At 49.6% G+C, this 26,758-nt stretch carries 24 protein-coding genes, 1 tRNA gene and 2 pseudogenes; 15 read left to right on the plus strand and 12 right to left on the minus strand.

The features are described from left to right. The first annotated feature begins 637 nt into the window (after window positions 1-637). The gene (locus FTO70_RS02320; RefSeq protein ID WP_255334093.1) at window positions 638-1,033 is read left to right on the plus strand and encodes a DUF1699 family protein; all 396 of its coding nucleotides are present in this window, start codon (window positions 638-640) and stop codon (window positions 1,031-1,033) included. Window positions 1,034-1,252: 219 nt separating this feature from the next. Here FTO70_RS02320 and FTO70_RS02325 read toward each other — a convergent pair. Further along, window positions 1,253-1,330, minus strand: a tRNA-Pro gene (locus tag FTO70_RS02325). A gap of 144 nt (window positions 1,331-1,474) precedes the next feature. After that, entirely contained in the window at window positions 1,475-2,056 is a 582-nt protein-coding gene (locus tag FTO70_RS02330; protein ID WP_255334314.1) for a CDP-alcohol phosphatidyltransferase family protein, read from the minus strand. A gap of 392 nt (window positions 2,057-2,448) precedes the next feature. Here FTO70_RS02330 and FTO70_RS02335 point away from each other — a divergent pair, with 392 nt between their 5' ends. From FTO70_RS02335 to FTO70_RS02380, 10 genes and pseudogenes are all read left to right on the plus strand, one after another. After that, entirely contained in the window at window positions 2,449-3,597 is a 1,149-nt protein-coding gene (locus tag FTO70_RS02335) for a (Fe-S)-binding protein (RefSeq protein WP_255334094.1), read from the plus strand. A 996-nt stretch (window positions 3,598-4,593) separates the two neighbouring features. Next, complete coding sequence (gene mtbC, locus FTO70_RS02340) at window positions 4,594-5,238, plus strand: dimethylamine corrinoid protein MtbC (RefSeq protein ID WP_255334315.1); 645 nt, start codon at window positions 4,594-4,596, stop codon at window positions 5,236-5,238. A gap of 26 nt (window positions 5,239-5,264) precedes the next feature. Beyond that, window positions 5,265-6,752 (plus strand): annotated as a pseudogene (gene mttB / locus FTO70_RS02345) ([trimethylamine--corrinoid protein] Co-methyltransferase). A gap of 32 nt (window positions 6,753-6,784) precedes the next feature. Then, entirely contained in the window at window positions 6,785-7,435 is a 651-nt protein-coding gene (locus FTO70_RS02350; RefSeq protein ID WP_255334095.1) for a methyltransferase cognate corrinoid protein, read from the plus strand. A 557-nt stretch (window positions 7,436-7,992) separates the two neighbouring features. Then, window positions 7,993-9,054, plus strand: coding sequence for a DMT family transporter (locus FTO70_RS02355; RefSeq protein ID WP_255334096.1), 1,062 nt, complete (start codon window positions 7,993-7,995; stop codon window positions 9,052-9,054). A 1-nt stretch (window position 9,055) separates the two neighbouring features. Beyond that, a complete protein-coding gene (locus tag FTO70_RS02360; protein ID WP_255334097.1) occupies window positions 9,056-9,352 on the plus strand; it encodes a hypothetical protein in 297 nt (98 codons plus the stop codon). A 20-nt stretch (window positions 9,353-9,372) separates the two neighbouring features. Continuing rightward, complete coding sequence (locus FTO70_RS02365; RefSeq protein WP_255334098.1) at window positions 9,373-9,522, plus strand: hypothetical protein; 150 nt, start codon at window positions 9,373-9,375, stop codon at window positions 9,520-9,522. Between the two features lie 64 nt (window positions 9,523-9,586). After that, window positions 9,587-10,990: pseudogene (mtbB, locus tag FTO70_RS02370) on the plus strand ([dimethylamine--corrinoid protein] Co-methyltransferase). A gap of 831 nt (window positions 10,991-11,821) precedes the next feature. Further along, window positions 11,822-13,435, plus strand: coding sequence for a lysine--tRNA ligase (lysS, locus tag FTO70_RS02375; protein ID WP_255334099.1), 1,614 nt, complete (start codon window positions 11,822-11,824; stop codon window positions 13,433-13,435). A 14-nt stretch (window positions 13,436-13,449) separates the two neighbouring features. After that, window positions 13,450-14,115, plus strand: coding sequence for a bifunctional 2-polyprenyl-6-hydroxyphenol methylase/3-demethylubiquinol 3-O-methyltransferase UbiG (locus FTO70_RS02380; RefSeq protein ID WP_255334100.1), 666 nt, complete (start codon window positions 13,450-13,452; stop codon window positions 14,113-14,115). Window positions 14,116-14,322: 207 nt separating this feature from the next. Here FTO70_RS02380 and FTO70_RS02385 read toward each other — a convergent pair whose 3' ends face one another. The 10 genes from FTO70_RS02385 to FTO70_RS02430 all read right to left on the minus strand — a co-directional run bounded on the left by FTO70_RS02385 (window position 14,323) and on the right by FTO70_RS02430 (window position 22,742). Then, window positions 14,323-14,580: a pro-sigmaK processing inhibitor BofA family protein gene (locus tag FTO70_RS02385; protein WP_255334101.1), complete on the minus strand. Its 258-nt coding sequence runs from the start codon at window positions 14,578-14,580 to the stop codon at window positions 14,323-14,325. 161 nt (window positions 14,581-14,741) lie between these two features. Beyond that, window positions 14,742-15,191, minus strand: a complete 450-nt coding sequence (locus tag FTO70_RS02390) for a nucleoside 2-deoxyribosyltransferase (RefSeq protein WP_255334316.1) — start codon at window positions 15,189-15,191, stop codon at window positions 14,742-14,744. A gap of 110 nt (window positions 15,192-15,301) precedes the next feature. After that, entirely contained in the window at window positions 15,302-17,926 is a 2,625-nt protein-coding gene (locus FTO70_RS02395; protein ID WP_255334102.1) for a DUF3656 domain-containing protein, read from the minus strand. A gap of 203 nt (window positions 17,927-18,129) precedes the next feature. After that, on the minus strand, window positions 18,130-18,531 hold the full coding sequence (locus FTO70_RS02400) for a hypothetical protein (protein ID WP_255334103.1): 402 nt from the start codon (window positions 18,529-18,531) through the stop codon (window positions 18,130-18,132). Window positions 18,532-18,776: 245 nt separating this feature from the next. Beyond that, entirely contained in the window at window positions 18,777-19,064 is a 288-nt protein-coding gene (locus tag FTO70_RS02405) for a MazG nucleotide pyrophosphohydrolase domain-containing protein (protein WP_255334104.1), read from the minus strand. Between the two features lie 33 nt (window positions 19,065-19,097). Further along, the gene (gene hisF, locus FTO70_RS02410) at window positions 19,098-19,919 is read right to left on the minus strand and encodes an imidazole glycerol phosphate synthase subunit HisF (RefSeq protein WP_255334105.1); all 822 of its coding nucleotides are present in this window, start codon (window positions 19,917-19,919) and stop codon (window positions 19,098-19,100) included. A 226-nt stretch (window positions 19,920-20,145) separates the two neighbouring features. After that, entirely contained in the window at window positions 20,146-20,604 is a 459-nt protein-coding gene (locus tag FTO70_RS02415) for a bifunctional nuclease family protein (protein WP_255334106.1), read from the minus strand. Window positions 20,605-20,868: 264 nt separating this feature from the next. After that, the gene (locus FTO70_RS02420) at window positions 20,869-21,570 is read right to left on the minus strand and encodes a protein-L-isoaspartate O-methyltransferase (RefSeq protein WP_255334107.1); all 702 of its coding nucleotides are present in this window, start codon (window positions 21,568-21,570) and stop codon (window positions 20,869-20,871) included. Continuing rightward, a complete protein-coding gene (locus FTO70_RS02425) occupies window positions 21,545-22,180 on the minus strand; it encodes an HVO_0476 family zinc finger protein (protein WP_255334108.1) in 636 nt (211 codons plus the stop codon). Before FTO70_RS02425 ends, FTO70_RS02420 begins: the two co-directional genes overlap by 26 nt. 67 nt (window positions 22,181-22,247) lie before the next feature. After that, window positions 22,248-22,742, minus strand: a complete 495-nt coding sequence (locus FTO70_RS02430) for an HVO_0476 family zinc finger protein (RefSeq protein WP_255334109.1) — start codon at window positions 22,740-22,742, stop codon at window positions 22,248-22,250. Between the two features lie 217 nt (window positions 22,743-22,959). Here FTO70_RS02430 and FTO70_RS02435 point away from each other — a divergent pair, with 217 nt between their 5' ends. The 4 genes from FTO70_RS02435 to aroC all read left to right on the plus strand — a co-directional run bounded on the left by FTO70_RS02435 (window position 22,960) and on the right by aroC (window position 26,654). Beyond that, on the plus strand, window positions 22,960-23,637 hold the full coding sequence (locus FTO70_RS02435) for a winged helix-turn-helix domain-containing protein/riboflavin kinase (RefSeq protein ID WP_255334110.1): 678 nt from the start codon (window positions 22,960-22,962) through the stop codon (window positions 23,635-23,637). After that, a complete protein-coding gene (gene ribB, locus FTO70_RS02440; protein WP_255334111.1) occupies window positions 23,634-24,377 on the plus strand; it encodes a 3,4-dihydroxy-2-butanone-4-phosphate synthase in 744 nt (247 codons plus the stop codon). The genes FTO70_RS02435 and ribB overlap by 4 nt, the downstream gene beginning before the upstream one ends. Window positions 24,378-24,654: 277 nt before the next feature. Then, window positions 24,655-25,551, plus strand: a complete 897-nt coding sequence (locus tag FTO70_RS02445; RefSeq protein WP_255334112.1) for a cation diffusion facilitator family transporter — start codon at window positions 24,655-24,657, stop codon at window positions 25,549-25,551. Window positions 25,552-25,556: 5 nt separating this feature from the next. After that, window positions 25,557-26,654 (plus strand): chorismate synthase, encoded by a 1,098-nt coding sequence (aroC, locus tag FTO70_RS02450; protein ID WP_255334113.1) that lies wholly within the window; start codon window positions 25,557-25,559, stop codon window positions 26,652-26,654. Window positions 26,655-26,758 lie beyond the last annotated feature (104 nt).

A 26,758-nucleotide genomic window follows, 5' to 3' on the forward strand; every position in this document is an offset into this window, starting at 1 on the left:
CATCATGAGCACTATTACAAGTTCCTCTATTCTATTCATCTCGGGTGGGCATCTTCTTTTATTTTTGTTATTTTTTGTACTCTGCATCTTTTTCATTTTTTACTTATTTTACAGGAAAAAGAGAAAGTGATATTTGCGAAATACATCTGTAATCTTTTTTATCTTTTTAGGACTTACGCAGTTGAGGGATGAAATCAAGCACATGCGACCTTGTAAATAGTATTGTGATTTATACAGTTAAGTGTTTTCCACTTTTGTTTTTCAGTTCAACTGCTTAAGTCCTATCTTTTTTTTCAAAGCTACAAGGTTTTTGAATTAGTTTTTAGAGAACCGGGACTCTCACCGCCTGCTGAGTGGAGGCTTTTTCCGATAAATTGCATGAAAAGATGAAAGAATAACCGAAACGTCCATGAGAGCCGGCTGTTTTATTTACATCACTATCTTTTGATAATTTTTTATATATTTTCATAAAAAATTAACACAATGTTGATACTTTTTTACATCCCTGCGTAAAAAATTAACTGGCACTCTCATAAAAGCTAAGGTTTTTAAATGAAGCATCTCTTACTTGCAATTATTCGGAAGTTAATTTCCACCATACAGCAAATCCTGAAAAACCTCAATAAATGTGATACGCATGAAACTTCGGATAGTAAGTTCTAAAGATGAAATCGAAACGTTAAAAGAAAGTGAAGAATTAATTCACCTGGCATTCAGGCCTTCCAACAAAGATTTATTCAAACTTGTTATGAGATGCCCGGATGTAAAAGCGATCCATATCCCTGCTTCATACAAGAATACCATTTCTAGCTCTGCCCAGATGTACCTCTCAATGCAGGGCATTGCCTTACTTGAAGGCGATGTATGGGGCCACAGGAAAGACATCAGTGAATATTCAGAAATTTCTCCGCGCGTCTTTGACCGCATAAAGGAACTAAAGTCAGAAGGGCTTTTTGATCAGGGAATTGTTGAAAGGGTTGTGGGAGAAACCAGGCTCAGCTCTGACTTCATAACTTTTATCATGTCTCTCTGATTTTTATAAAAAGCCTCATATTGGCCGATCAAATCCTGGTCGGCTTTCACTTTCTTTTTTCTGGTCCCGTTCTTCTTTTTTCCGGTGCTGTTCCGGGCTTCCTGAAAACAATACTATTAAGTCCGGTCTTATAACATTCAATTCTTAAAAACAGAACTTGAGTACAGAAACACAAAAGTCAGAACTCTCTGTGAGAAAACAATTAGAAAATAAAGAGTTTGGTGGGGCCGCTGAGATTCGAACTCAAGTCGCAAGACCCCCAGCCTTGCAGGATGGACCAAGCTACCCTACGGCCCCGCAGAGTAGGTTACTTTTTCAATGGCAACTTTAGCTTACTTGCCATCGTAAACTATTGTAATCAAATATGTTGTATAAATGTATATCGGTAGAAAACTCCCCTGGCAATCTTTGAGTTATTTTTTATAAACTCCTGATTCTGCCTTACTGGTCCGTAGAATCGTGTTCAGAAGGGTTACTCAGGATGCTTTTTGCCCGCAGTACCCGCTGGACGATGGTAATATGGGATATCACGGCTATCAGCGCAATAGCCCCTCCAAGCAGGCCTGCAAGGGCTCCGAAAGCCAGGATAAGCATCCTTTCCGTGCGCTCGGCAATGCCAACGGAGAGCTTCCGGCAGCCTGCGGACTCTGCACGGGCGCGGGTGTAACTTACAAGGAAAGAGCCTATCAGGGCAAAGCCTGCCCAGAGCCAGCCTTCAATCCCCAGGATGGGGGGAAGGGCGAGTTTTCCATTTACAGCCCCGGCTATGATCCCGAGGAACATCAACCCGTCGGAGTAGCGGTCGCAGACTGAGTCCAGCACCCCTCCAAAGGGTGTGATGATGCCCTTTGCTCTTGCGACTCCCCCGTCCAGCATGTCAAAGACTCCACTGAAGAGGATCAGGAGCCCTCCTTCAAAAGGCCTGCCCAGGGCAAATGCCGCCCCTGCAACCACACTTACCGCAAAACCCAGGAGGGTAAGGGTGTTTGGGGAAAGGGGGACCTTGCGGGCAAGGGGAGTTATTCTCTCTCTTACGCTGGTTTTCAGCTCATTGAGTATTTCAATCCCTTCCTTGAATCTCGAATGTCAATATGGATATTGAATCCTGAATGTCTATATGGATATTGAATTACTAATACTGAACATTGCATTTTCGGATATTTGCCTTTGCCTTCCCTGGAAGATTGGTTGTGGCCGCAAGGCCTTTAAATAATTCATGGCGGGATTCCGATAAACTTTTGAAGGGAGAATTTGTCTGAGAAGTAGATACTTAAATTCTGACATTCTTAAGTTCTGAAGTCTTGATATTCTTAAGTTCTGAAGTCTTGATATTCTTAAGTTCTGAAGTCTTGATATTCTTAAGTTCTGAAGTCTTGATATTCTAAAGTTCTGAATTCCTGATATGGAGTTAAAAAATGGATATAGTAAATGAGCACAGGGAAAAGTGCACACAATGCGGGCAGTGCCTGGAAGTATGCCCGCGCTATGAAGATCTCGGTTTAATTGAAAGCTTATACGGGTACCTTGAGGGGAAATCGGAAATCGAGCCTGATGCCCTGTTCCGCTGCCTGACCTGCGGACTGTGCGCCGGGGCCTGCCCTGAGGAACTGGGCATCAAGATGCTAATCTCTCCTGCCCGGCAGAAATGGGTGGGGGAAAAGGGGCTTTCCGACAGGCAGACAATGGTTGACCCTGATGCTGAGAATAATATCTTTAAAAAGATTGCCGAAATGGGGGAAGTCTCCTCATACAGGGACGGCCCTGGTTCTGTAGTCTATTTCCCGGGCTGTGCCGGGACTTACATCAACACAAACATGGCAAAGGCGACAGTTGCATTGCTGAATAAAGCCGGGGTCGATTATACGGTCCTGAGCGGGCTTGACTACTGCTGCGGGGCCGTATCCGCAGGGGCAGGAAACCCGGGCCCGATCCTCAGGCACGGACAGAAGAACATCGGAGAAGTCCGGAAGAGAGGGGCAAAAGTCCTGATAACGGCCTGTCCCGGCTGCTTCAAGGCTTTTAAGGACATCTATCCGAAAATGTTCGGGAACCTGGATTTCGAGGTCCTGCAGGTCTCCCAGTACCTGGAGCGCCTGATTGAAGAAGGCAAACTTGCCCCAAAAACAGCTCTCATAAACAGGGTCTTTTATCACGACCCCTGCCATCTGACGCGAGGGATGGGGGTGTACCGGGAAGCAAGAAATGTACTGGAAAAAATCCCGGGCACGGAACTTGCCAACAGGACCCCTGAAAACTCGGCCTGCTGCGGGTTCGGGGGTGGGGTCAGGGTCAACTATCCCTCCGAGTCCCTGTCCGTAGCTTCGGACCGTTACAGGGCTGCGGAAAAACTGGGCTGCGAAGTAATCATTACAAACTGCGGCGGCTGCATGCAGAACCTTGTCGAAGCCGGAAAAGATGAGAAAATCGAGGTCTTTGACCTTGCCGAATACCTTGCCAGGGCTTTCGGAATAAATGTCGAGCGGGATGACCGGAAAATGCTGGAACAGGTCAACAGGGTTTATAGGCTCTGTATTTCGGGTTATGAAAGGGTTGATTCCCCGTGAATTTTTTCCTGTAAGCTCTTTCCCTTGAACTATGTGCCCTGGATCGTAAAAGGGCGTAACAGGATGTAAAAGGACAACCTTTGTTCAGCCAGGGTTCTATATTGAATCTCTTTTACATCTCTTTTACACCTCTGGACCTTTCAGAGGATATCGGATCTCTTTTACGCCTCTTTACACCTCTGGATATTTCGGAGGTTGTCCGGTTCCCGGCCCAGGGATCCTATATATATTCTTTTTGTTTTTTTTGATTATAGAGGGTCTTTGCAGGTCATGAACCTCCTGAAAGAAGATTTTCGAAGCACTGGAAAAAATAACCCTCTCTTTTTTAAGCTTCAAAATGGAACTATGGGTGTAAAATCAAAGTCGGGAGAGCGATGTTCTGTAAGGGACTGAAAAAGGAACTGAAAAGAAATGAAATCTTCCTGATCCATATCTTCCTGCGGTTTTTAAAAAAGAATATTTTCCCCTTTTCCTGTTTTTCTTCCCCTAAAGTTCTATTTTAATAGCTTGTATTTATATTTTCTGTTTTGTCTCCCCGGTTTTTCCTCAAACGACTTTCTATAAATCCTTATTACCAAAAACTATTTATAGAACCCCTATTTTCGTCGTCTCCTTTTCAAAAAAATATTTATACCAGAAAAATGAACTCTAGTTTGGAGACATCTGTGTAATTGAGTTGAATTCCGGGAATAAAAATGGCACTTTACGAAATTCCCTCAACTCCGAAACTCGTGAACCCCATATCCGATGATCATGGTCCTCATTCATGGTGATCATGGACTCCCACCCATGGTGATCATGCGCTGATCATGAGTTGTCCTCATGTCCTCGTAGCTCCCACTAATGAGACACATGAGTTTGTAACCCTCTTGGTCATTGATAATCGTGATATTTGTGAGACGCATTAGCTTATGCTCTCTTCCATCATGGTGAATCGTGATGATCATGGGTTTTGGGAAGTCTCCTGATATTTGTTAAAAATAAAACGGAGGATGCATTATTAGCAACGAAGAATTGCTTCAGGAACTTGCAAGCGCTGTAGTCTCTTGCAAGAAGGATACGGTGCTCGCTGCCGTGGAGAAGGCAAAAGGGGTACTTGATCCCTCCGAAATCATTGAAAAAGGACTTGCAGCAGGTATGAATGAAGTGGGCGTTCTCTTCGAGAGAGGCAAACTTTTCTTACCCCACGTGATGATGGCTGCTGACGCAATGACTGCCGGAGTTGCAGCCCTGGATGACCTCATGCCTGAAGGCTCTGCCAGCTCGAAAATGGGCGTTATTGTGAACGGTACCGTGGAAGGCGATGTCCATGACATCGGGAAATCCATCGTATCCACCATGCTCCAGTCCGCTGGTTTTGAAGTATATGACATCGGCCGTGATGTCCCGATCAAGAACTTTGTCGAAAAGGCAAAGGAAGTCAACGCTAACATGATCGGGCTTTCCGCTCTTATGACCACCACCCTGCCCGGCCAGAGGGACGTTATCGAACTCCTGAAGGAAGAGGGGCTCAGGGAAAAGGTAAAGGTCATGATCGGAGGCGCTCCGGCTACCCAGGCCTGGGCTGACAAAATCGGTGCAGACTGCTATGCTGAAAACGCAAGCGAAGCTGTTACCAAAGCAAAAGAACTGCTCTTGTAAATTATTCTTTTTCGGAGGTTACAAAAATGGCAAAATGTAATGCAAATGCAGGATTCAACGCACTTAACGGTGTGGAATTAAACCTTTTTACGAATGACGAACTTAAGGCAATTCACTACGCCTCTATGGAAGTTCTGATGGACCCCGGTGTCCAGGTCTCTGACCCGGAAGCCAGGCAGATCTTCAAGGAAAATGGCTGTGAAGTTGACGAGAAGACTCAAATTGTAAAGATCCCTGAATATCTCGTAAGGAGAGCCCTTCAGCTCGCTCCCTCCAGGTTTGTCCTCTGGGGCCGCGACAAGAAGTACAACACCGTACAGGAGTCCGGCGGTAAGGTTCACTGGACCTGCTTCGGTACCGGTGTCAAGATGTGCAAGTTCCAGGACGGCAAGTACGTAACCGTTGACTCCGTGGAACAGGACATCGCAGACATCGCAAAGCTTTGTGACTGGGCAGAAAACATCGACTACTTCTCCCTCCCGGTGTCCGCAAGGGACATTGCAGGCCAGGGTGCCCAGGACGTCCACGAGACCTTTACTCCTCTTACCAACACTGCAAAACACTTCCACCACATTGACCCCGTCGGCGAAAACGTCGAATACTACTGGGACATCGCAAAAGCCTACTACGGCGGCGACGAAGAAGAAGCCAGGAAGAAGCCTATCTTCTCCATGCTCCTCTGCCCGACCAGCCCGCTCGAGCTCAGTGTCAACGCTTGCCAGGTCATCATTAAGGGTGCCCGCCTCGGTATCCCCGTAAACGTCCTGAGTATGGCAATGTCCGGTGGATCCTCTCCTGTATACCTTGCAGGAACCCTTGTGACCCACAATGCCGAAGTCCTCTCCGGTATCACCCTCGCCCAGCTCACAGTACCCGGAACCAAAGTCTGGTACGGAAGTTCCACCACCACCTTCGACCTGAAGAAGGGTACTGCGCCCGTCGGATCTCCCGAACTCGGCCTGATCAGCGCATCCGTCGCAAAGCTCGCCCAGTTCTATGGCCTCCCCGCATTCGTGGCAGGCACCTAGTCTGATGCAAAGGTCCCGGACGACCAGGCTGGACACGAGAAGACCATGACCTGCCTCCTTCCCGCCCTCGCAGGGGCAAACACCCTCTACGGCGCCGGGATGCTTGAGCTTGGTATGACCTTCTCCATGGAACAGCTCGTTATTGACAACGATATCATCAAGATGACCAAGAAGGCTCTGCAGGGAGTCCCTGTCAATGAGGAAACCCTCGCAGTCGAGTCTATCCAGAAAGTCGGCATCGGAAACAACTTCCTCGCTCTCAAACAGACCAGGCAGCTTGTGAACTACCCCTCCGACCCCATGCTCATCGACAGGCGCATGTTCGGTGACTGGGCAGCAGCCGGCGCAAAGGACCTTGCAACCGCTGCACACGAAAAGGTCGTAGACGTTCTCAAGAACCACGTAGTTAAACCAATCGATGCAGACATCCTCAAGGACATGAAGGCAGTTGTCGACAGAGCTGACAAAGCCTTCAGAGGCATGTAATTACAATATCAGGATATTCAGGAGATCTAAAAATGGCAAGCACAGAAGCAATCATTGCAAAAGCAAAAGACGCAATCACTGATTTTGACGAAGACCTCGCAGCAGAAGTCGCAGAAGAAGCTCTTGCAGCAGGAATTGACCCTGTAGAACTCATTGAGAAGGGCTTTACCGCAGGCATGCTGGAAGTAGGGGAACAGTTCGAACAGGGCACCCTTTTCCTCCCCCACGTTCTTGCAGCTGCAGAAGCAATGAACGCAGGCATTGAAGTCATCAAGCCGGAAATGGAGAAGCGCAAATCCCAGACCAAGAGCCTTGGAACCGTTGTCATCGGAACCATCGAAGGTGACATCCACTCCATCGGAAAGGACATCGTTGCCTCCATGCTCAACATCGCAGGCTTCAAAGTTGTGGACCTCGGAAGGGACGTCCCCATCGCTGCCTTTGTTGAAAAGGTAAAGGAACTCAAACCCCAGATTGTTGCATCCTCTGCCCTTATGACCACCACCATGGTCAACCAGATCCAGATCGAAGAACAGCTCAAGGAAGCAGGTGTCCGCGACCAGGTTAAGACCATGGTCGGAGGCGCCCCTGTAACCCAGGACTGGGCAGACAAGATCGGCGCAGACATCTACGGTGAAAGCGCCACCGATGCCGTTAGCAAGGTTAAAGCAGCCTTACTCTAAAACGGCACTCAACGCAGAAAATGTGTTCTTTTGAATGCATTTTCTGTGTAAATCTTTATTTTGTGCAGTTTTCGCGGAACCGCCAGCTGTGGATATAGACAATTAACTCTTGCAGGTCATACCCAACTTTACGGGAATTTCCTTAAAACGGCTGTATAAAACAACTCTTCAAAATGGCAAAAAACGGTTGTTAATACGGCTATTAAAAAACTGCAATTTAAACACGGCAATTGAAAAACAGTTGTTGAAAATGGCTTTAAGGTTAAAATGGCAACTAAACGATCGTTAAAAACGGCAACTGAATGACGATTGTTAAAAAACGGCTTTAAGGTTCAAAACGGCAACTAAAAACGATTGTTAAAAATGGCAACTAAAAACGATTGTTAAAAACGGCAATTGAAAAAACGATTGTTAAAAATTGCAGTTTGAAAAACGGAAAGCAATTCCCGGAGATATGATATCCACTGGAGAGGGTTCCCAGGCTGCATTTTCCGGCTGCGGAATATGGGCAGGTCCCTATCGCTGCCCTGAAGGGAGTTCTGCAGACGCCAGGAAAAATGGAGGGAGTTTTTGTGGATTTGAAAAGCTTAAAAAAACAGGAAAGCAAGAGAAAGATCAGTAAAGGGTATATGTGGGCCCTTTTCTGTGCTGTGTTCTGGGGTATCTGGTATCTTCCAGGGACCGTTGTGTGGGTGCTGAACCCGTTTGATGAAATGTACGGCGCTATTGCCGAAACCGGCGGAGACGGCACAGCTCTTATTGTAACTGCCGTGCTGATTACGGCCTTTAATGCACTTACTGTCATGCTAGCGCTTATGCTCTGGAACGGAGTACTTGGCAAATACGGGGAACTTGTCCGGACAATGAAAGAATTCCACCCGTGTTCCAAGTGGTTCTTCCTTGCCTCGATTTTCGGAGGCCCGATGGCAATTCTCGGTTCATTTATTGCTATGGGCTTTATCGGCGGAGCATTCGCAGCTGTTGCGGCTCTCCTTTACCCTGTGGTGGGCTCGATTCTTGCCTATTACTGGTACGGGGAAAAGATCTCCAAGAGAGCGGCAATCGGCATCGGTGTCATCATTGTAGGAGGCGTCACGATCTTCGGAGGCGGGCTTCTGACCGAGCTTTCCTCAGGCAATGTCCAGTGGATCGGATACCTTGGAGGTTTGATGGCTGCTGCCGGCTGGGGCATTGAAGGTGCAATCGCAGGAAAAGGTCTCGACATTTCCGAGCCCGATGTGGGGCTGACCCTCAGGTTCGTCGGAGAAAACATCATCTGGTGGATCATTATTGTCCCTATACTCGCAGTTTTCGGCTACCCGATGTATTCCTTTGCACTCCAGGCCTTTGAACCCATGACCCTGCTGGTCCTGATCTTCGCAGGGATTACCTTTGGTTTCTGTTATGTCTGCTGGTACAAGTCCTTCCCGCTTATCGGGGTTGGAAGAGGCCAGGGTATCGGAAACCTCTACGGGCTGTTTGCTATCATCTTCATTTTCCTCTTCTTCGGAGATGTCCCGCAGTGGACTATCCTTGTCGGAGGCACTCTCTGTGTTATTGGCAGTTTCGTTATGTTTACGGAAGATACAAGTGAACTTGAAACTCTGAGAGGTGAGTGAAGTGAGCGGAAACCGTCCTATTAAATTCAGGATTCTGGAAATCTTGCTGGATGGAAAAGAACGATGGAACTATGAGGTCGTTTCAAAGATCCAGGAAGAGTACGGCATGAGGAGCAATTTTCACAGGGACAGCATCAACTTCGACATCCTTGAACTGGCATCCGGAGGGATGCTGAAGGACGTGGAGCAGAAAGTCGACGAGGATGGGATCTACAAAAAAGGTTTCCTCCTGCACAAATACGTGATCACCGACTTCGGGAAAGCCCGCGGCTCTGATGCCTGCCTGAGATATGTGTAATCTTTAACGGAGGTTAAATCATGACACAAACAGCAGCGGCTCTGGAAGCTTACAATGCGTACTGGGCAAACTCCTTCATTCCTGCCGGGGACGTTATGTGGATGGTCCTCATCCTGGTCCTGGCGGTAATAGCCCTCTGGCAGGCAAGGACCTTCGTCTCGAAGTTCTGAACCCCTATACACAGCTTTCCATATCTGATCTTTCCATATCTAATAATTCACAAAGGTGTAAAAAATGGCAACTGAATATGCTTTGAGGATGGGAGACGGTAAACGTATCTTCCTTACCAAAGAAAAGATTGTTGAGGAAATCGAGGCAGGTATGGCTAACGCCGCCGACCTCGGCGAGATTCCTGACCTCAGCGCTGATGAACTTGACAAGCTCGTGGAAATCCTGACTATGCCCGGAAAGGCAGTCAGTGTCGAGCAGGGCATGGAAGTCCCTGTAACCCACGACATCGGTACACTCAGGCTTGACGGGGACCAGGGCAACAGCGGTGTGGGCATTCCCTCCAGCCGCCTTGTCGGCTGCATGATGCACGAGCGGGCCTTTGGCGCAGACACCATGGAACTCGGACACATCGACTACAGCTACAAGCCTGTAAAGCCGGTTGTTGCAAACGAGTGCCAGGCAATGGAAGTCTGCCAGCAGAACATGGTCATCCCTCTCTTCTACGGGGCAATGCCGAACATGGGGCTCTACTACACCCCCGACGGACCCTTTGAGAACCCGGGAGACCTTATGAAGGCCTTCAAGATCCAGGAAGCCTGGGACTCTATGGAACACGCCGCAGAGCACCTCTCCAGGGACACCGTATGGGTTATGCAGAAGCTCTTTGCCTCCGGGGCAGACGGTGTGAACTTTGACACCACCGGAGCAGCCGGGGACGCAGACATGTACGGCACCCTCCACGCAATCGAGGCTCTCAGGAAGGAATTCCCGAACATGTACATCGAAGCCGGAATGGCCGGGGAATGTGTGCTCGGTATGCACGGCAACCTGCAGTACGACGGTACAACCCTCGCAGGCCTCTGGCCGCACCAGCAGGCACCCCTGATCGCAAAGGCAGGCGCAAACGTCTTCGGTCCAGTGTGCAACACCAACACCAGCAAGACTTCCCCCTGGAACCTTGCCAGGGCTGTCACCTTCATGAAGGCAGCTGTTGAAGCCTCCACTATCCCCTGTCACGTTGACATGGGTATGGGTGTAGGCGGAATCCCGATGCTCGAGACCCCACCCATCGACGCCGTTACCAGAGCCAGCAAGGCAATGGTCGAGATTGCCGGCGTCGACGGCATATAGATCGGGGTCGGCGACCCAATGGGTATGCCGATTTCCCACATCATGGCCTCCGGTATGACCGGTATCAGGGCCGCAGGTGACCTCGTTGCAAGGATGGAATTCTCAAAGAACATGAGGATCGGAGAAGCCAAGGAGTACGTCGCAAAGAAGCTCGGAGTCGAAACCATGGACCTCTCGGACGAGCACGTCATGCGTGAACTCCGTGAAGAGCTTGACATCGGCGTCATCACCTCCGTGCCCGGCGCAGCCAAAGGCATTGCAGCAAAGATGAACATCGAGAAGCTTCTCGACGTCAAGATCAACTCCTGCGATCTCTTCAGAAGACAGACCCAGTAAGTGAGCATTCGGGCTGCTGCCCGAATTCGCTTCCTTTCCGGAAGGCAGCAGGGATAAACAGGTACGGGCCTGTCTAAAAACGGTCGGCTTAAAAACGGTTAATAAAGCCGAAGGCGGGCCCGGAAATTTCCTCCTTTGTGCTAGCGGTTTTCTCTGCTGCCTATCCTTTTTATCCCAGTGATTTTTTTCGTAATTTTGTATGATTTTGCACCAGGCAAGGTTGTTTCTCGTTGACCTTTGAATTTCATGTTTTCAAGTTTCGGATGTCTGTATCCTTTACTTCTCTCTTTTTAACTGTCTAATTGTATGATTTCCTTCATCTGTTCTTATCTATTACCCCTCTAAATAGTTGTTTTCAATTAACTTGTTCTTTCAATTCTCTTCTTTTTTTCCGTAATCGTTTTTGTGCAAAAATTATATATACTTGCAAGTACTTGTAATTATTAGTAAAGCAAGTTTGCTTGATTTGCCCAGTAAAGTGCCATTTTAAATCTCCGGAATTGTGCGGATTCCCGAAGCAATTTGCCTTTGAACCTCCATTCAATTTCTTTCCTTTTTTCTTTTTTCTTTTCTTTCTTGAGTTTACTTTTCTTTTTTCTTATTCCCTGCTCCGGGTAACATCGAAAATGGGTGCCGTTTTTTATTCCCAGCCCAAAGTTTATTACCGGATATGCATAATTAAGGTGCGAGAAACCCTACAAGAATAAAAACGTTAAGAGTCCCGGGCATACTTTCGCGGCGGGAAAGCTTTCCGAATCCTGTCTTTCCGGCTCCGGGCTGGTTTTCATATTTCCTTATTACCCTTCGTATCAGAAATTTTGGTGACTAAAAATGGCTGACATCATCCACTGGGCAGACGTCATAGCAGAAGACACGTTACAAAAGAGCAGCAAGCACCTTGTTGCCACAGGGATAACTCCCTCGGGGCACATCCATATCGGCAACATGCGAGAAGTTGTGACCGCAGACGCCGCGTTTCGGGCTCTCCTGGACAGGGGGGCGGATGCCGAGCTGATCTACATCGCCGATACCTACGACCCCCTGCGCAAGGTCTATCCTTTCCTCCCTGAAAGTTATGCGGAGCATGTGGGAAAACCCCTCTCCGAGGTCCCCTGTCCCTGCGGGGAGTGCGCAAACTACTCCGAACATTTCCTGAAGCCTTTCCTGGCTGCCTTAAAGCGCCTGGGCATCAACCCGAAGGTCTACAGGGCCGACGAGATGTATAAGGAAGGGCTGTACACCGAAGCCATCAAGACGGCGCTCCAGAAGCGCGACGAGATCGCAAAGATCCTCGAAGAGGTTTCCGGAAAGACCGTGGTTGAGGAATGGAGCCCCTTTAACCCCATCTGCAATGAGTGCGGCAGGCTCACTACCACAAAGGTGACCGGGTTTGACCTTGAGGCCGAAACCGTGAACTATGTCTGTGCCTGCGGGCATTCCGGGACAGTTCCCATGAGAGGCGGGGGCAAGCTCACCTGGCGCGTGGACTGGCCTGCCCGCTGGGGAATCCTGGGCGTGTCCATCGAGCCCTTCGGAAAAGACCATGCATCCAGGGGCGGCTCTTACGATACCGGCAAGCGGATAGTAGAAGAGGTCTACGGCAACCATGCCCCAAACCCCATTGTCTATGAATGGATCATGCTCGGAAAACAGGGGGCAATGTCCTCATCCACAGGGGTCGTGGTCTCGATTTCCGACATGCTTGAAGTGGTGCCTCCCGAGGTCTTGCGCTACCTGATCATCCGGACAAAACCCGAAAAGCACATCCAGTTCGATCCGGGGCAGCCCCTCCTGACCCTTGTGGACGAATACGAACGGCTCAGGGCAAAGTTCCGGGAAAACGACCCGACTCTCGGGGAGTTTGAAAAGAGGATCTACGAACTCTCCAGGGCTACGGGCATCTGCCAGTCCGAAATCCCTTTCAAGCAGATGGTCACAATCTTCCAGGTTGCCAGGGGCGATTTCGAACAGGTCCTGAAAATCGTGGAGCGCTCGGGCTTTTCTACGGAAAATGAAACGTGCATCAGGGAACTGGCAGACAACGTCTCGAAATGGCTCGAGCTCTATGCCCCCCCATTTGCCAAGTTCAGCGTAAAGGATAATGTGCCAGTGCAGGTCGCCACCCTTTCTGAACTCCAGAAAGCCTTCCTTGGAGCTTTTTCCGCTCTCATCGAGGCAGGCGGGAAGCTTACTGGGGAGGACTACCACATGCTTGTGTATTCCGCAAAGGAACAGGGCTCCGAGTTGAACCTCGGAATGGAAAAATTAATGGGAGCCCCTGTCTTGCAGGCAGACCCAAAAGAACTTTTCAAAGCCATCTACACCGCAATCCTCGGGCAGAGTTCGGGCCCGAAGGCCGGCTGGTTCCTCTCTTCCTTTGAAAAGGAGTTCCTGGTACAGCGCTTCAGGGAGGCTTCCGTCTATACTCCTGAAAAACGCAGCTGAGGATTAAAGTGGAAATGAGCAAGAGTGCGGAACCTTCGGGAGAAAAACCCAATGAGCATTTCCTTGCCTGGGATAAGGAGTATGCTCACCTGAAGTGGGGTGGGCCGGCTTCGGTAAAGGGGGTCCGGGCTTACCTTCCTCCCGGCTCCCGGGTCCTGGACGCAGGCTGCGGGAACGGGAGGTACCTGGGAGAACTTGCAGGGCACTACGCTGCCGTAGGAGCAGACGTCTCCTTAACCGCCCTGCGCAGTTCAAGGGTGCAGCTTTCCCGGAGCGGTAGGGCTGCAGAACACCTTGGGGCAAGCGTACACCTCCTGCCTTTCAAAGCCGGGTCCTTTGACGGCATTCTCTGCTATGGGGTGCTCCAGCACCTCTTCGGCGAAGAACGGGCAGCCACCATCCGGGAGTTCCGAAGGGTGCTCCGGGTGGGGGGCCTGGTTTTTTTCGAGGCCTTCGGCTGTGAAGACATGCGCTATGGAGGAGAACCCGCAGGCCCGGGGGAAGATCACACTTTTGTCCGGCAAAACGGGATAATCTACCACTATTTTACGGAAGAAGAAGTGAGGGCACTTTTTGAAGGCTTTGAAGTCCTCGAAATGGAAAGTGTAAAAAGAGAAAAAATATTCAGAGGGGAGACCTACCGGAGGCATATGGTCCGGGGAGTTTTCAGGCGGCTTTAACTCAGGAAAGCTTATCCCATGGAGGCTTTAACCTCCACTTTTCGATGGCCTTTACTTTACTACTTACTTTACTACTTACTTTACTACTTACTTTACTACTTATTTTACTACTTACTTTGCACTCTTCTCTACAACCTATTTTGCAATCTCTTATTCTTTCTCTCTTTTTCTCTCTTTTTCTCTAATTCCTGCACCTCTGCAGCCTGCTTAAACGAAAGCGATGCCAAAGTAGTTCAGCGCGATTACAAGGAGCGCACCGACAACGCCTCCTATTGCACAGACCAGGATTACAAGCCAGGTAATTGCGATTTCAATTCCAAGCAGGAATTTTGCGATAATGAGGATTACTATCCCGAGGACCGCATTTATTGCCAGGTTGGTGGCGGTTTTGAGAGCTTTGTAAAGCAAGTAGGCAACTACGACTGCCAGTATAAGCGTTGTTATTTCAGCAATTCCTACTACCATAGGCTATACTATGAAATCCAATTATTTAATAATTATCAATGAGTGACCTCAGTTTCATTATCTATTTTCCTTATCTGTTTTCCCGTCCCTCATTCTGACCTTATTCAGTTATGTTTGCTGTTTTTGTGGGAATATGCTGAAATTTGTCGCTAAGCGTGGTCTTAGAGTGATTCTAGAAATTTAATAAGAACTGCCTTAAGTTCTTCTTTGTCCGAGTAGGCCTTCACCTGCAGGCCGGGGTCAGGGTTTCCAAGCACCATGGCCGAAACCGTTGCTTCAGACTCGTGCAGGCAGAGTACGGGGATTTTCCGGACAAGGGCGCGGCATATCTCGTAGCCTACCCCGATGGAAGGCACCGTAACCTCCGCTACAAGGGCTTCGCTTTCGGAAAGTAGCCCCATGTCCCTGGCGTAAATCTCCCCTTCGGTCATTACCGACTCCACTTTTTCCAGTTCAGGGTCTGCCACGTGCCAGCTTACGACTTCTGCCCCGGCTTCTTCAAGGGTGTCGTACATAAAACGGTATGCTTGAAGGAGCTGCCTCCCTCCCCGGATTGAACCCGAAAGGAATATTTTAGGAGCCTGTCGGCCCGGACTCCTTTCGTTTCCCATATTTTCCTCCCGCCTTTTTTCCATCCTTTCCTCTTGCTTTTTTTCCATCCTTTCCTCCTGCTTTTTTCCAGCCCTTATCCAAATCCTTTGCCCGTCTTTTTGCTCTTTTTTCACTGCACGCCCCTGAAATAGTGTCCCGTTGTAAAGCCTTTGCCAAGCCCTTCACATTTTCTCGGGACAGGTTTTCCTTCAAGGCAGCTGTCAATTGCTTTCCTGTATGCCCGGGTTATTTTCCGGACTTCTTCAGGGCTTTCCATCCCCAGGGTTTCTATCCTGAGGCTTGAGACGCCGCTTTCCAGGAAGTCGGGGACGTACTCGAGCATGCAGAGGGCTTTTGAGTTCAGGAGGTGCGTCCTGCACCGGAAGTCCATGAGCAGGGGAAACTCGTAGTTTTTCTCGTCTACCAGTGTGAACTTTCCTGACCTGCAGGGGGCGCTGCACCGACCTTTGCTTCCTCCGAGAAGCCCTCCTGCCAGGCAGTGTTCGGACTCCATCAGTTCCAGGCGGCCGTGGACGATGCACTCTGCCGGGCCGTGGGCGGCAACGCTTTTGATTTCTTCGAGGGTCAGTTCCGGGGACAGCACAACTGTCTCAGCCCCTTCCCCGATAAAGAGCGAAAAGGCATAGCTGTTAAAAGTGTTAAGGGGACTGTCTGCGATACAGGGAACCTTTTTTGCCCTCGCAAGCCCGAATACCCCCGGGTTTGATGCAAGTACCCCGTCAGCCCCCAGTTTCCCTGCACAGGAGAGGATTTCCTCCACCCTTTCCATCTCGGAATCTTTCACAATCTTCGGGGTGATGAAATAGATCTTCCTGCCTGCAACCCGGGCTTTCAGGACTGCGCTTTCGAAAAGCGTTTCAGGCTCCTTTTCGGGTTCATGTCCCTGCCCTGTATCTTTTTCTTTTTCTTCTTTTCCTGCCCTCTCCGGGCTTCTAAAGAGCCCTTCTCCGAAGTATATCCTGTCGGCCCCTCCGGAAAGGGCAGCTTCCAGAGCTTCCGCCGAGTATACGGAAACCGAAAGCATAGGCTTTGATTTCCTTTCGTCCTCGGGTTTTTCTCTTGTTCCTTCTTCAGGGCTTTCTTCCGGTCTTTTTTCTTCTTCAGGTCCCGTTTTTATTTCGGTTTTTATCCCGGGTTTTATTTCGGGCTCTGGAAGCCGGAGTTCCGGAAGAGGCTTTCGCTTCCACCTGGAAATCCTCAGGTTTTCAAGTTCTGCGACTGCTCTTGTTCTCAGCTCATTCAGCTGCCCGACGGGGATAAAAACGTCCCCTTCAACATCCAGACTGATTTCCCGTGCCTCAAAAAGCGTTGTCCCGAGTTTGGAAAGCTGTTGTTCGATCCGGGCTGTTGAGGTAGGCTGCTTTTCTGCTTTTTCAACCAGGTATTCGGACTCTACGGCTGCGGAGTTTGAATCTTCGTCCTTTATCTCGAGTTTTACAGGGTGCCCGGGGGAGGCAGAGGCGCTGATGGAGACCTGGATTTTCGGCCTCAGATCCCCTGATTCGCTTTCCTTTTTCAGGGATTCCATGAGCATTTTGTCGTGGGTCCTGTACACCAGGCTTCCGGTGGGTGCCCTCGAATCGAAGGGGATTTCCACAAGTTCCCCCCTGTTCGCATGATAAGTTGGGCCGCGTTCGGTGTACATGGCTTGCACGATCTTTCCCTTGTCTTCGGGCCGGGTCTCGGCGTTTTCTATCATTATGCCGTCTCCAGGCCGGAGGGCGCCTGAAAGCTTTATGCGGACACGCTTTGTGCGCCTGTCGTATCCTGCAACCGTCCCCACAGGAATCCCGCGGTTGTGTGGGTTTTCCCGGCTCATGAGCTCTCCCCTGGGGTTTTTGAAAAAGTAGCCTGTCGTAAAGCCCCGGTTGAAAAGCTGGGCCAGGGTTTCTTTCTCTTCATCGGAAATGAAAAATCCTGCCGGGTTTTCAAGGTACCTTTCAATCAGGCGGCGGTAGGTCCGGACAACCCCTGCCACGTACTCGGGCCTTTTCATCCTGCCCTCTATTTTGAAGGAATCGATTCCTGCTTCGATAAGGGCCCCGAGGCCTGAAGAGGTGTTGAGGTCTTTCGGGCTTAAGAGGTAGCTGCCTTCGGTTTTGACCTGCTTCCCGTCACAAAGAAGCCTGTATCTTTTCCTGCACGGCTGGGCGCAGTAGCCCCGGTTTCCGCTCCTGCCCCCTATCAGGCTGCTAAGGAGGCACTGGCCCGAATATGAAATGCAAAGAGCCCCGTGGACGAAGGTTTCCAGTTCAGCCCCGGTTTTTTCTTTTATGCTTTTGATGTCTTCAAGGGAACATTCCCGCGAGAGCACGACCCTTCCGATTCCAACCTCTTTTACAAAGGCGATGCCTGCACTGTTGTGCAAAGTCATCTGGGTGCTCGCGTGCAGGGGGAGGTCGGGCAGGTTTTTTCCCGCAAGAGACACGAGCCCCGGGTCCTGTATAATAATCGCATCGGTCCCCATTTCCCTCAGACGGGAAAGCAGCTTTAAGGCGCTTTCCATTTCCTCGTCCTTGAGCAGGGTGTTTACCGTAACGTATACCTTCACTCCTCTCAGGTGGGCGTAGTCAATGGCTTCTTCAAGTTCTTTTTCAGAAAAGTTGGATGCATACCCCCGGGCACTGAAAGCCCTGGCTCCCAGGTACACGGCATCCGCCCCGTTCTCCACGGCTGCCTTCAGGGCTTCCATGCTGCCGGCCGGGGCAAGCAGTTCCGGTTTTGCAGGCTTCATCAGATTGGATTACAGAGCCTGCTCTTTATTAAGCTTTGGCATCCGCAGCTCCGGGCGGAAGCTGAAAGACATCTGTAAAAATAGGAATAAAACCGGGCAGGAAGTGCTCCAGTCTGCAGGGTTTTGTTTCCCTGCAAAAATAACAAACGACTGTGAATGGACTGAAACGTTTCCTGGCCGGCCGGGTAAGGACGTTGAAGGTTTTATTCTTTCGGCCCGATTACCCAGGTCACACTTCTGTCGGTTTTCTTGTCTTTTGTGGTTTCACAGAGCATCTTTCCTTCGTGCATGTGGCATTCGCAGGAATAGCTGACCTTGTCCATCTTCCCCATATATTTGAAATGAAGCTTGCAGTACCCCTCGGAACACCCTATCCCGTACTTTATCCAGCCTTCAATGTCCGCTCCGCCTTCGCAACTTCCGTCACATGCGATGAGTTCAAAGGCCTCTTCTTCGTAAGAGCCGACTTTTTCAGGAGCTGTTTGGCCTTTTTTGTATTTCCCTTTCTCAATTTTCTGGGCTTGGAGGACCAGATCCTCGGCAGTATTGTTCAGGATCTTCAGCTGCAAACCCTCAAAGTACTCCATGGTTTCCTTTTCTGACATCTTCGATACCCCGATAATAAATCCATATAAGAATCCAGACTAATAGATTGTTTCTAATAAATAAAAAAGTATCTGAAAAAATATGAAATGTTTTTATAAAAAATAAGTAAAAATGTTATTTTTATAAAAGTTAAGCATGACGTTTATTCTTAGTTATGGTATTTAATTCTTAATTTGATATAATTATTATAATAATCTCGTGAAAAAATAAATAAGATGTAACATAAAGTAAAAGGTCCCACTGCTCAGTCCGTGCAGATGCAGGGCTTTTGCCTGCAGGTGGGGCAGACACCAGGGTACTTTTCCAGGAACGCTGCTTCGAGGTCCACGCCGTAGAGGTTTGCAAGAGCCCCTACCCAGGCAAAGCAGTCGGCAAGTTCTTCTTTTATATTTTCCGGCTCTTCCCTGCGGATTGCCTCGGCAAGCTCCCCTATTTCTTCAACAAGCCAGAGCATGGTGGCAGTGCCTCCTCTCCTCCGGTCGTTGTGGGCGTAGAGTTCGTACATTAATTTCTGGAATTCTGCAATCTCCACTGCTGATATCCCCTTTACTGCCGATCTCCCTTTTCAGAGCCTGACGGGGATCTCTTTTTCCCGGAGGTATTCTTTTACGTCCTTTATGGTATATTCCCTGAAGTGGAAGATGCTGGCTGCAAGGGCGGCGTCGGCCTTTCCTTCGGAGAAGCCTTCGTAGATGTGCTGGGGGTTTCCTACACCACCCGAGGCGATAATGGGGACATCAAGTTCTTCGGAGAGTTTCCGGGTGATGGGCAGGTCATATCCCTCGTAGGTCCCGTCCCGGTCCATGCTTGTGAGCAGGATTTCTCCTGACCCCAGTTCCTCGGCCTTTCTGGCCCACTGGACGGCATCGATCCCGGTGCCTTCCCTGCCTCCGTAGATTACCACTTCATACCAGGCAGGAGTCCCGTCTTCAAGTTCAAGGACGGTCTTGTCGGGGTTGTTTTCCACGTCCGTATTTCTGCGGCAGTCAATGGCAGTGACTATGCATTGGGCCCCGAAGATGTCGGAAGCCTCTTTGATGAAACCGGGGTTCTTGACCGCGGAGGTGTTGACAGACACTTTATCTGCCCCGGCCCTGAGGATCTGCCGGATGGCATCAATGGACCCTATCCCTCCTCCTACGGTGAGGGGAATGAAGACTTCGTCTGCAGTCCGTTCAATCACATCGATCATGGTTTCCCTGCCGTGGGCGGATGCTGTGATATCCAGGAAAACAAGTTCATCCGCGCCTTCTTCGTTATAGCGCTTTGCAAGTTCCACAGGGTCTCCGGCCTCTTTCAGGCCCACGAATTCCACACCCTTAACAACCGAACCGCCGGCCTTGTCAAGGGTCACGTCAAGGCATGGTATGATTCTTTTGGTGAGCATCTAAAGGGATAATGAATTTAACTTTTATTAAAAGCTTATTGAAATTTGAGCCCCTCCCTTGAAGAACGAATTTTAAGAAACAGAATTTGAAGAAACAGAATTTGAAGAAACAGAGTTTGAAGTAGCAGATTTCTGCCGTGAATTCAGGTGCCGCAGATTCTGAAATCTAAACTGAAAATGGAAGCGGAAAATCAGTTTTCGTTCTTTAATGGAAGTTTTCAGGGATTTATCCGAAAATGCTCATTACTCTGGCTCCTTCGAGGCGAGACATTTCTATTTCGGAGTCCTCAAGCACTTTTTTTCTGATTTTTATGGGGGCTTCCGTCCTGAGGGCAATGGCTATGCAGTCACTCGGCCTTGCGTCAAACTGCATGAGGTTGTGTCCTTTTCTTACCAGGAGGCGGGCATAATATACTTTGTCGATTTTGTCGTCAATCATTACCCCTTCGATTTTTATTTCGAGGCGGTCGAAGATATTGATCAAAAGGTCATGGGCCATGGGGCGGGGGGGGGAAATATTTTTAAGTACATTCCCGATTGAGAGTGCTTCCAGATGCCCTATGTATATTGGAAGCATGCTGCCACTTTCGTTTTCCAGGAGCACTACAGGAGTAGGATCAGTGAGGGCATCAATGATATAGACATCTTTTACGCGAATTTCTTCAAAATCCTCGTACATGTCCATAGCTAGTAGTATATTTCGATTGTATTAATACTTATTTAATTCTTTTTGATATTTATTAAAATAATTATGATTTTTCCGATATTATTTCTTACTTTTTGCGAATGCTTGATTATTTATGCTGAAAAATTATTATGCTTGTTATTCTAGTTGCACATTTGAACCGTGCTGCATCATATTTAAGATATTTGATTTCTGCCGCATTTATCGCCACGGCAACTATATTCGCTTTTTCTCTTTTCCCGGAGATCCCTATTTTTTAAACTTTCACCGCGGTTTAAATCCGTATTCTCCTATCAAAGGCACAAAAACGACTCCGCCCCTGTTTTCTTTTTTGATTTTTCCTTTTTTGTCTTTTTTTACCAGGATAAGTTCCTGGAAGTAGTCCCCAACGGGGATTATCATGATCCCCCCGGGTTTCAACTGCTCAACCAGGGGTTCGGGGATTTCGGGGGCTGCACAGGTCACCACGATCCTATCATAGGGGGCATACTTCGAATAGCCTATTGACCCGTCTTCAAGCAGCACGGTAATGTTTTTGTAGCCGGTTTTTCTCAGGTTATCTTTTGCGAAGCAGACCAGGGACTCAATACGCTCCACTGTATATACATGTCCGCTTTTTCCTATCAGTTCTGCCATGACTGCGGCGTTGTACCCTGACCCTGCTCCTATCTCCAGGACTTTCAGCCCTTCCGAAAGTTCAAGGAGTTCGCACATGATTGCAACCATATGGGGGGCGGAGATGGTCTGCCCGCAGCCGATGTCCAGAGGCGTGTCCGCATAGGCTGCACTGCGCGCATATTCAGGGACAAAGCTGTGCCTGGGGACCCGTAGCATGGCCTGGCGGACTTTTTTGCCCACTCCCAGAGTTTCAAGCCCCTGCACAAGCCTCAGACGCCTATTTATGAATTCGATCTCTTCTTCTTCCTTTTCGGTGCTTTCCTCACCACGGTCCTCTTCGGGTATCACGCCTATCTGCCCTTTCTCCTTTCTTCCTGGCAAAAATGCGTTTTACGTATTTGGCAAGCACAACGTCGCCTTTCCTGGACCTGAAAAGTCCGTCTCTTACTTTGATTTTATTGATGATGAGCGGGATATTTCCGACCTTTTCTTCTTCTCCTACCGTGAACTCGTAGTCTCCGGGAACGCGCTTTTCCAGGACTTCGGTTTTTTCGGTCCCGGACTGTGCGGAAAACTTCACCACTACTTCATCGATGGCCCTGCCCCAGATTGTACTGATTTCGGTTGCAATGGCTGACTGGACCCTTTTTTCTCCCGCTTCGATGGAAGTGATAATGACGGGACATACCATGCCTGTTTCCTCGTCATCCACAATTATATCGTCGTCCACATAAAGGACAATCTCGGGGTCGAGTTCGGTTTTGCAGGTGACTGAAAGGTCTCTCCTGCTGACGATGACTTTCACATTGACCGGTTTTGGTACTTCTATTTTTGCAGCATGTACCTGCCCGCAGACCTGGCAGCGGACCACCGGGCTCTGGCCCATTTTCAAAACCTCATGCGGGACTTCTGTTTTCGGGGAACATGAGGGGCATTCAACTTCTATTTCTCTTATCATAATCTAATCAGTACATGCATTCAAAATACTAAATACTTAACTTCTCCGGTGGTGTTTTTCCGGAAGTTTAGCTGTCCTGCCCCAGTTTGAACCCTTTTTCCTGGCTTGAAACCCCTATGAAAGGTTTTGGGGCTGCCAGGTTCATGGGATGTTTTTGCCTTACCTTTCTTTTTTTTGCAAAGGTGATCTCATCAAGGGGCCTTGCCCAGATAGTGTCGAGTTCCTCTGCCCGGGCCGAAGGCACGCACCTGACTCCTACCTGCAGGGAAGTTATGACATAAGGGTTGTCAGTGCTGGCTTTTCCTGCGTCCAGGACGATTTCTTCGTCTAAGGAAAGGACTTCTCCGGCATCAATATTTACCCAGCGGCTGAAGGGGCGCTCGATCCTATTTACATAGACCCTTACGCTCACATTCTCATGTGTTTCCAAATGCGGGGCAACGTATACGAGCCCACATTCCAGGCAGTGGACGAGGGGGCTTTTTCCCAGTTTAATGATTTCGTGAGGGACTTTTTCCCCGGGGGAACATGAGGGGCATTCGATTCTGGTATCCTGCGTCATGGCAAATCAATACCTGGATCTTATTTATTTATATTTATACGTTCCGTAAAGCTTTTTAAATAATACTAGGAATAATACTTCCTCTTTCCGATTGATTCTCCTGTTATCAAAAGTTTTATTATAAGGAAGTGCATAGTTTAACATCTCATTATTGAGACGCATCTCAAAATTAAGGTAAAGGCGCATCTCTAAATTAAGGTAAAAAAGGGTGCCGACAGTGCCGGACATCGAATACCTGAAGAAACTTGCCCTCATGGGGGCAGTGAATAAAACCATCAAGATCTCTTCGAGTGAGTTTCAAAAGCATACGGGGGCCAGCTCCAAAACCGCAGCAAGAAAATTAAAACAGCTGGAGGAGGAGCGGCTGATCGAAAGGACGATTGTCCCCGGTGGCCAGTTGATAAAAATGACAGAAAAAGGGCTTGAAATCCTCAAAAATGAGTATGCCGAATACAGTCAGATCTTTTCCCCCGAACCCGAGACCTTCGAGCTTGAGGGGGTTGTGCTTACGGGCCTGGGTGAAGGGCAGTACTATATAAATATTCCGGGTTACAGGAAGCAGTTTGAAGAAATGCTGAATTTTGTGCCTTTCCCGGGCACCCTGAACTTGCAGCTTACTGAGAACAGTTCTGCACTTAGGGGAAGGTTAAGGGAAATGCCTGCCGTCCGCATCCACGGATTCAGTGACGGAGAACGCACTTACGGGGGAGGGAAATGCTATCCCGTAAGAGTCGGCGGCATAGAGGCTGCGGTAGTGGTCCCCGAGAGGACGCACTATCCGGAAGATTTGATTGAAATAATAGCTCCGATAAAGCTCAGGGACGCCCTGGGTTTAAAAGACGGAGACCGGACTGCAATACAGGTGCAAAAAAAGGATATGGAGGGCCAGGAATGAGCGAAACTGCGATTTACGACTGCCTGCGTTACGAGAACGAAAATATCAACAGAGCTCTTGAGGCCTTAAAGGCCGGAAAAATGATCCAGATCTATGATTCGGATTCCAGAGAAGGGGAAACCGATCTGGTGATCCCTGCAAAGGCGGTCAGCTACAGGGACGTTCAGTGGATGCGAAAAGACGCCGGAGGCCTGATCTGTGTGGCCGTGGACCCTGTTGCATCAAGGCAGCTCGGGCTGCCCTTTATGGCAGAACTTGTCCGGGAAGCCGGCAAAGCCAGCGAAGCCCTCAGGGAAGTCGTGGAAAAGACAGGAGACCTCCAGTACGATTCCCATTCTTCTTTTTCCATCTGGGTAAACCACAGGGAAACCAGGACAGGGATCCCTGACAATGAACGGGCTCTTACCATCCGGAAAATAGGGGAAATTGCAGAGAAGTCCCTTTCAGGGACAGGAGTACGTTTCGGGGACGAGTTCCGCACTCCCGGACATGTGGCGCTCCTCAGGGCTGCCGACGGGCTTCTGGACGAACGCAGGGGCCAGACCGAACTTTCCGTTGCCCTTGCCAGGATGGCCGGGGTCACGCCGGTGATGGTTGTCTGCGAAATGCTGGATGATGAAAACGGAAAAGCCCTTTCCAAAACAGATGCAAGGGAATACGGCGAAGAACGCGGACTTGTCTTCCTTGAAGGGCAGGAAATAGTGGACGCCTACATGCTGTGGGCAGGCTCGGAGTGCTGAAGTTCCCCACCCTTCCACTTTCTCTTTTCTTTTCCTTCTCTTCACTTCTGTCAGGCTTATTTCCTTTTTTAGTCTGTTCACCCTTTCTTTTTCCTCGATCCTTCTATTTACAAGCGGTAAGCGTATCATGATATAAGGTGAAAAGTAGTATATTATAAGGATAAATATAAGGGTAAATTCTGGCTGAAGGGTAAATTGGAGCTGCTTGGGGCTTCTTTCCGTTTCTCCGTTCGGTATCCCGGCTCCGGGCAGCTTTGAACCCAGGAGGTCCCGGTCTATGCTGAGCAGGTTCAAAAAAATCCAGCAGGTTCTTCTCTATGTGCTCTTCCTGAACCTTGCCGTAGCCTTTGCCAAAATCGCCTACGGGACTTTTACCAGCACCCTGAGCATGACCGCGGACGGCTATCATTCCCTTTTTGACGGAATTTCCAACATTGTGGGGATGGTAGGGATCTTTATTGCTTCCAGGCCACCGGACAGGGAACACCCTTACGGGCACCAGAAATACGAAACCTTTGCCGCGATTTTCATAGCGCTTCTCCTTATCTTCGTAGGCTTTGAGATTTTTCAAAGTGCGCTCGAAAGGTTTCTTGTCCGGAACGTGCCCGAAGTCACTTCCCTGAGCTTTCTTGTGATGCTCGGGACCATGGGCATCAACTACCTTGTCACGCGCTACGAGTTGAGACAGGGCATATCCCTCAAAAGCCAGGTCCTGATTGCAGATTCAATGCATACGAGAAGTGATATCTACGTCTCCCTCTCGGTCATAATAAGCCTGGCCGCCTCAAAGCTCGGTTTTCCCCTCCTGGACCCTGTTGTGGCTCTCCTGATCTCTCTTGTGATTCTCAGGGCCGGATACCGGATAATAAGGCAGAGTTCCGAAACCCTCCTTGATATGTCCAGGCTAGACGAGGACGAGGTCTGCGAGCTGGTGCTGGGGGTGGAAGGGGTGCTGGGCTGCCACAAGGTCCGGACCAGGGGAAGTATAGGGGATATCCGGATTGACATGCACCTGCTCCTCCGGCCTGACATGCCGATTGAAGAGGCCCATCTCATTTCCCACAACGTCAGCAAACTCCTGAAAGCTGAGTACGAGGGGGTTTCCGAGGTTATTGTCCATATCGAGCCTGCCACTCCTCTACCCCAAGAATCAAATAGCAAAAAAACGAGTTAAGATGCATGGCTGGAAACGTTTTCGGGCAGATGTTTCGAATCACCACCTGGGGCGAGTCCCACGGGAGGGCTGTCGGAGTCGTGGTAGACGGTTTGCCGGCAGGCCTTCCATTCTCCGAAGCTGACATCCAGAAGGAGCTTGACCGGAGGCGCCCGGGGCAGAGCGAGGTCTCCACCCCGAGGCAGGAAAAAGACAGCGTTGAGGTCCTCTCAGGGGTTTTTGAGGGCATGAGCACAGGCACTCCCATTTCCATGCTGGTCTGGAATGCGGACGCCCGCTCCACGGCCTACGACGCTATTAAAAACACCCCCCGCCCCGGGCATGCAGATTTTTCCTACATGGCCCGTTACGGGGTCCGGGACCACAGGGGAGGAGGCAGGTCTTCGGCCCGCGAGACCATAGGCAGGGTCGCAGGCGGGGCTCTTGCCAAACTTCTGCTTTCCCGTTTCGGGGTCCGGGTTGTCGGGCACGTACAGGAGCTCGGCGGGGTCCGGGCAAAGCCCCTTTCCTTTGAAGAAATCCTCCAGAATGTGGAAAAAACACCCGTGCGCTGTGCCGACCCGGAAGCTGCGGAAAAAATGCTTGAAAAAGTTGCGAGCCTGCGGCAGGAAGGCGACAGTGTGGGAGGCATAGTCGAAGTCATTGCAAGAGGCGTGCCGGCAGGCCTCGGAGAACCGGTCTTCGACCGCCTGGACGCTGACCTTGCAAAGGCACTTATGAGCATCCCTGCAGTAAAGGGCTTTGAGCTCGGAGCCGGGTTTGAGGCTGCCCGCCTGCGGGGAAGCGAGATGAATGACCCCTTCTGTATGGAAGAAGGTCATGTAACCTGCATGAGCAACAATGCCGGCGGGGTCCTCGGGGGAATTTCCTCGGGCCTGGACATAGTCTGCAGGGCAGCCGTAAAGCCCACCCCTTCCATAGGAAAGCCCCAGCGGACAGTTGACCTTTCATCCGGGGAGGATACCGAGATCGAAATCAAAGGACGGCATGACCCTACCATTCCCCCTCGAATGGTGCCTGTGGCCGAAGCCATGGTTGCCCTGGTGCTCGCCGACCACATGCTCAGGAGCGGTTTTATCAATCCCCGGACCCTGCTGGAATAATGGGTTGTGGTGGCTGTATAATCCCTTCCTTTTTTCCATATTCTTTTTAAGCCACTTTTTCCAATCTTTTTCTGCTGCTTTTTTCAGCTTTTTTTCTTACTTTT

The organism is Methanosarcina sp. KYL-1, from assembly GCF_024372725.1.
In the GTDB taxonomy this organism is placed as follows: Archaea; Halobacteriota; Methanosarcinia; order Methanosarcinales; family Methanosarcinaceae; genus Methanosarcina.

Excerpts from the sequence above, each read along its gene's own strand:
- FTO70_RS02320 (WP_255334093.1), top strand. The coding sequence starts at position 638 with ATGAAACTTCGGATAGTAAGTTCTAAAGATGAAATCGAAACGTTAAAA.
- FTO70_RS02335 (WP_255334094.1), top strand. The coding sequence starts at position 2,449 with ATGGATATAGTAAATGAGCACAGGGAAAAGTGCACACAATGCGGGCAG.
- FTO70_RS02350 (WP_255334095.1), top strand. The coding sequence starts at position 6,785 with ATGGCAAGCACAGAAGCAATCATTGCAAAAGCAAAAGACGCAATCACT.
- FTO70_RS02355 (WP_255334096.1), top strand. The coding sequence starts at position 7,993 with ATGGAGGGAGTTTTTGTGGATTTGAAAAGCTTAAAAAAACAGGAAAGC.
- FTO70_RS02365 (WP_255334098.1), top strand. The coding sequence starts at position 9,373 with ATGACACAAACAGCAGCGGCTCTGGAAGCTTACAATGCGTACTGGGCA.
- lysS (WP_255334099.1), top strand. The coding sequence starts at position 11,822 with ATGGCTGACATCATCCACTGGGCAGACGTCATAGCAGAAGACACGTTA.
- FTO70_RS02380 (WP_255334100.1), top strand. The coding sequence starts at position 13,450 with ATGAGCAAGAGTGCGGAACCTTCGGGAGAAAAACCCAATGAGCATTTC.
- FTO70_RS02385 (WP_255334101.1), bottom strand. The coding sequence starts at position 14,580 with ATGGTAGTAGGAATTGCTGAAATAACAACGCTTATACTGGCAGTCGTA.
- FTO70_RS02390 (WP_255334316.1), bottom strand. The coding sequence starts at position 15,191 with ATGGGAAACGAAAGGAGTCCGGGCCGACAGGCTCCTAAAATATTCCTT.
- FTO70_RS02395 (WP_255334102.1), bottom strand. The coding sequence starts at position 17,926 with ATGAAGCCTGCAAAACCGGAACTGCTTGCCCCGGCCGGCAGCATGGAA.
- FTO70_RS02400 (WP_255334103.1), bottom strand. The coding sequence starts at position 18,531 with ATGTCAGAAAAGGAAACCATGGAGTACTTTGAGGGTTTGCAGCTGAAG.
- hisF (WP_255334105.1), bottom strand. The coding sequence starts at position 19,919 with ATGCTCACCAAAAGAATCATACCATGCCTTGACGTGACCCTTGACAAG.
- FTO70_RS02415 (WP_255334106.1), bottom strand. The coding sequence starts at position 20,604 with ATGGACATGTACGAGGATTTTGAAGAAATTCGCGTAAAAGATGTCTAT.
- FTO70_RS02425 (WP_255334108.1), bottom strand. The coding sequence starts at position 22,180 with ATGATAAGAGAAATAGAAGTTGAATGCCCCTCATGTTCCCCGAAAACA.
- FTO70_RS02430 (WP_255334109.1), bottom strand. The coding sequence starts at position 22,742 with ATGACGCAGGATACCAGAATCGAATGCCCCTCATGTTCCCCCGGGGAA.
- ribB (WP_255334111.1), top strand. The coding sequence starts at position 23,634 with ATGAGCGAAACTGCGATTTACGACTGCCTGCGTTACGAGAACGAAAAT.
- FTO70_RS02445 (WP_255334112.1), top strand. The coding sequence starts at position 24,655 with ATGCTGAGCAGGTTCAAAAAAATCCAGCAGGTTCTTCTCTATGTGCTC.
- aroC (WP_255334113.1), top strand. The coding sequence starts at position 25,557 with ATGGCTGGAAACGTTTTCGGGCAGATGTTTCGAATCACCACCTGGGGC.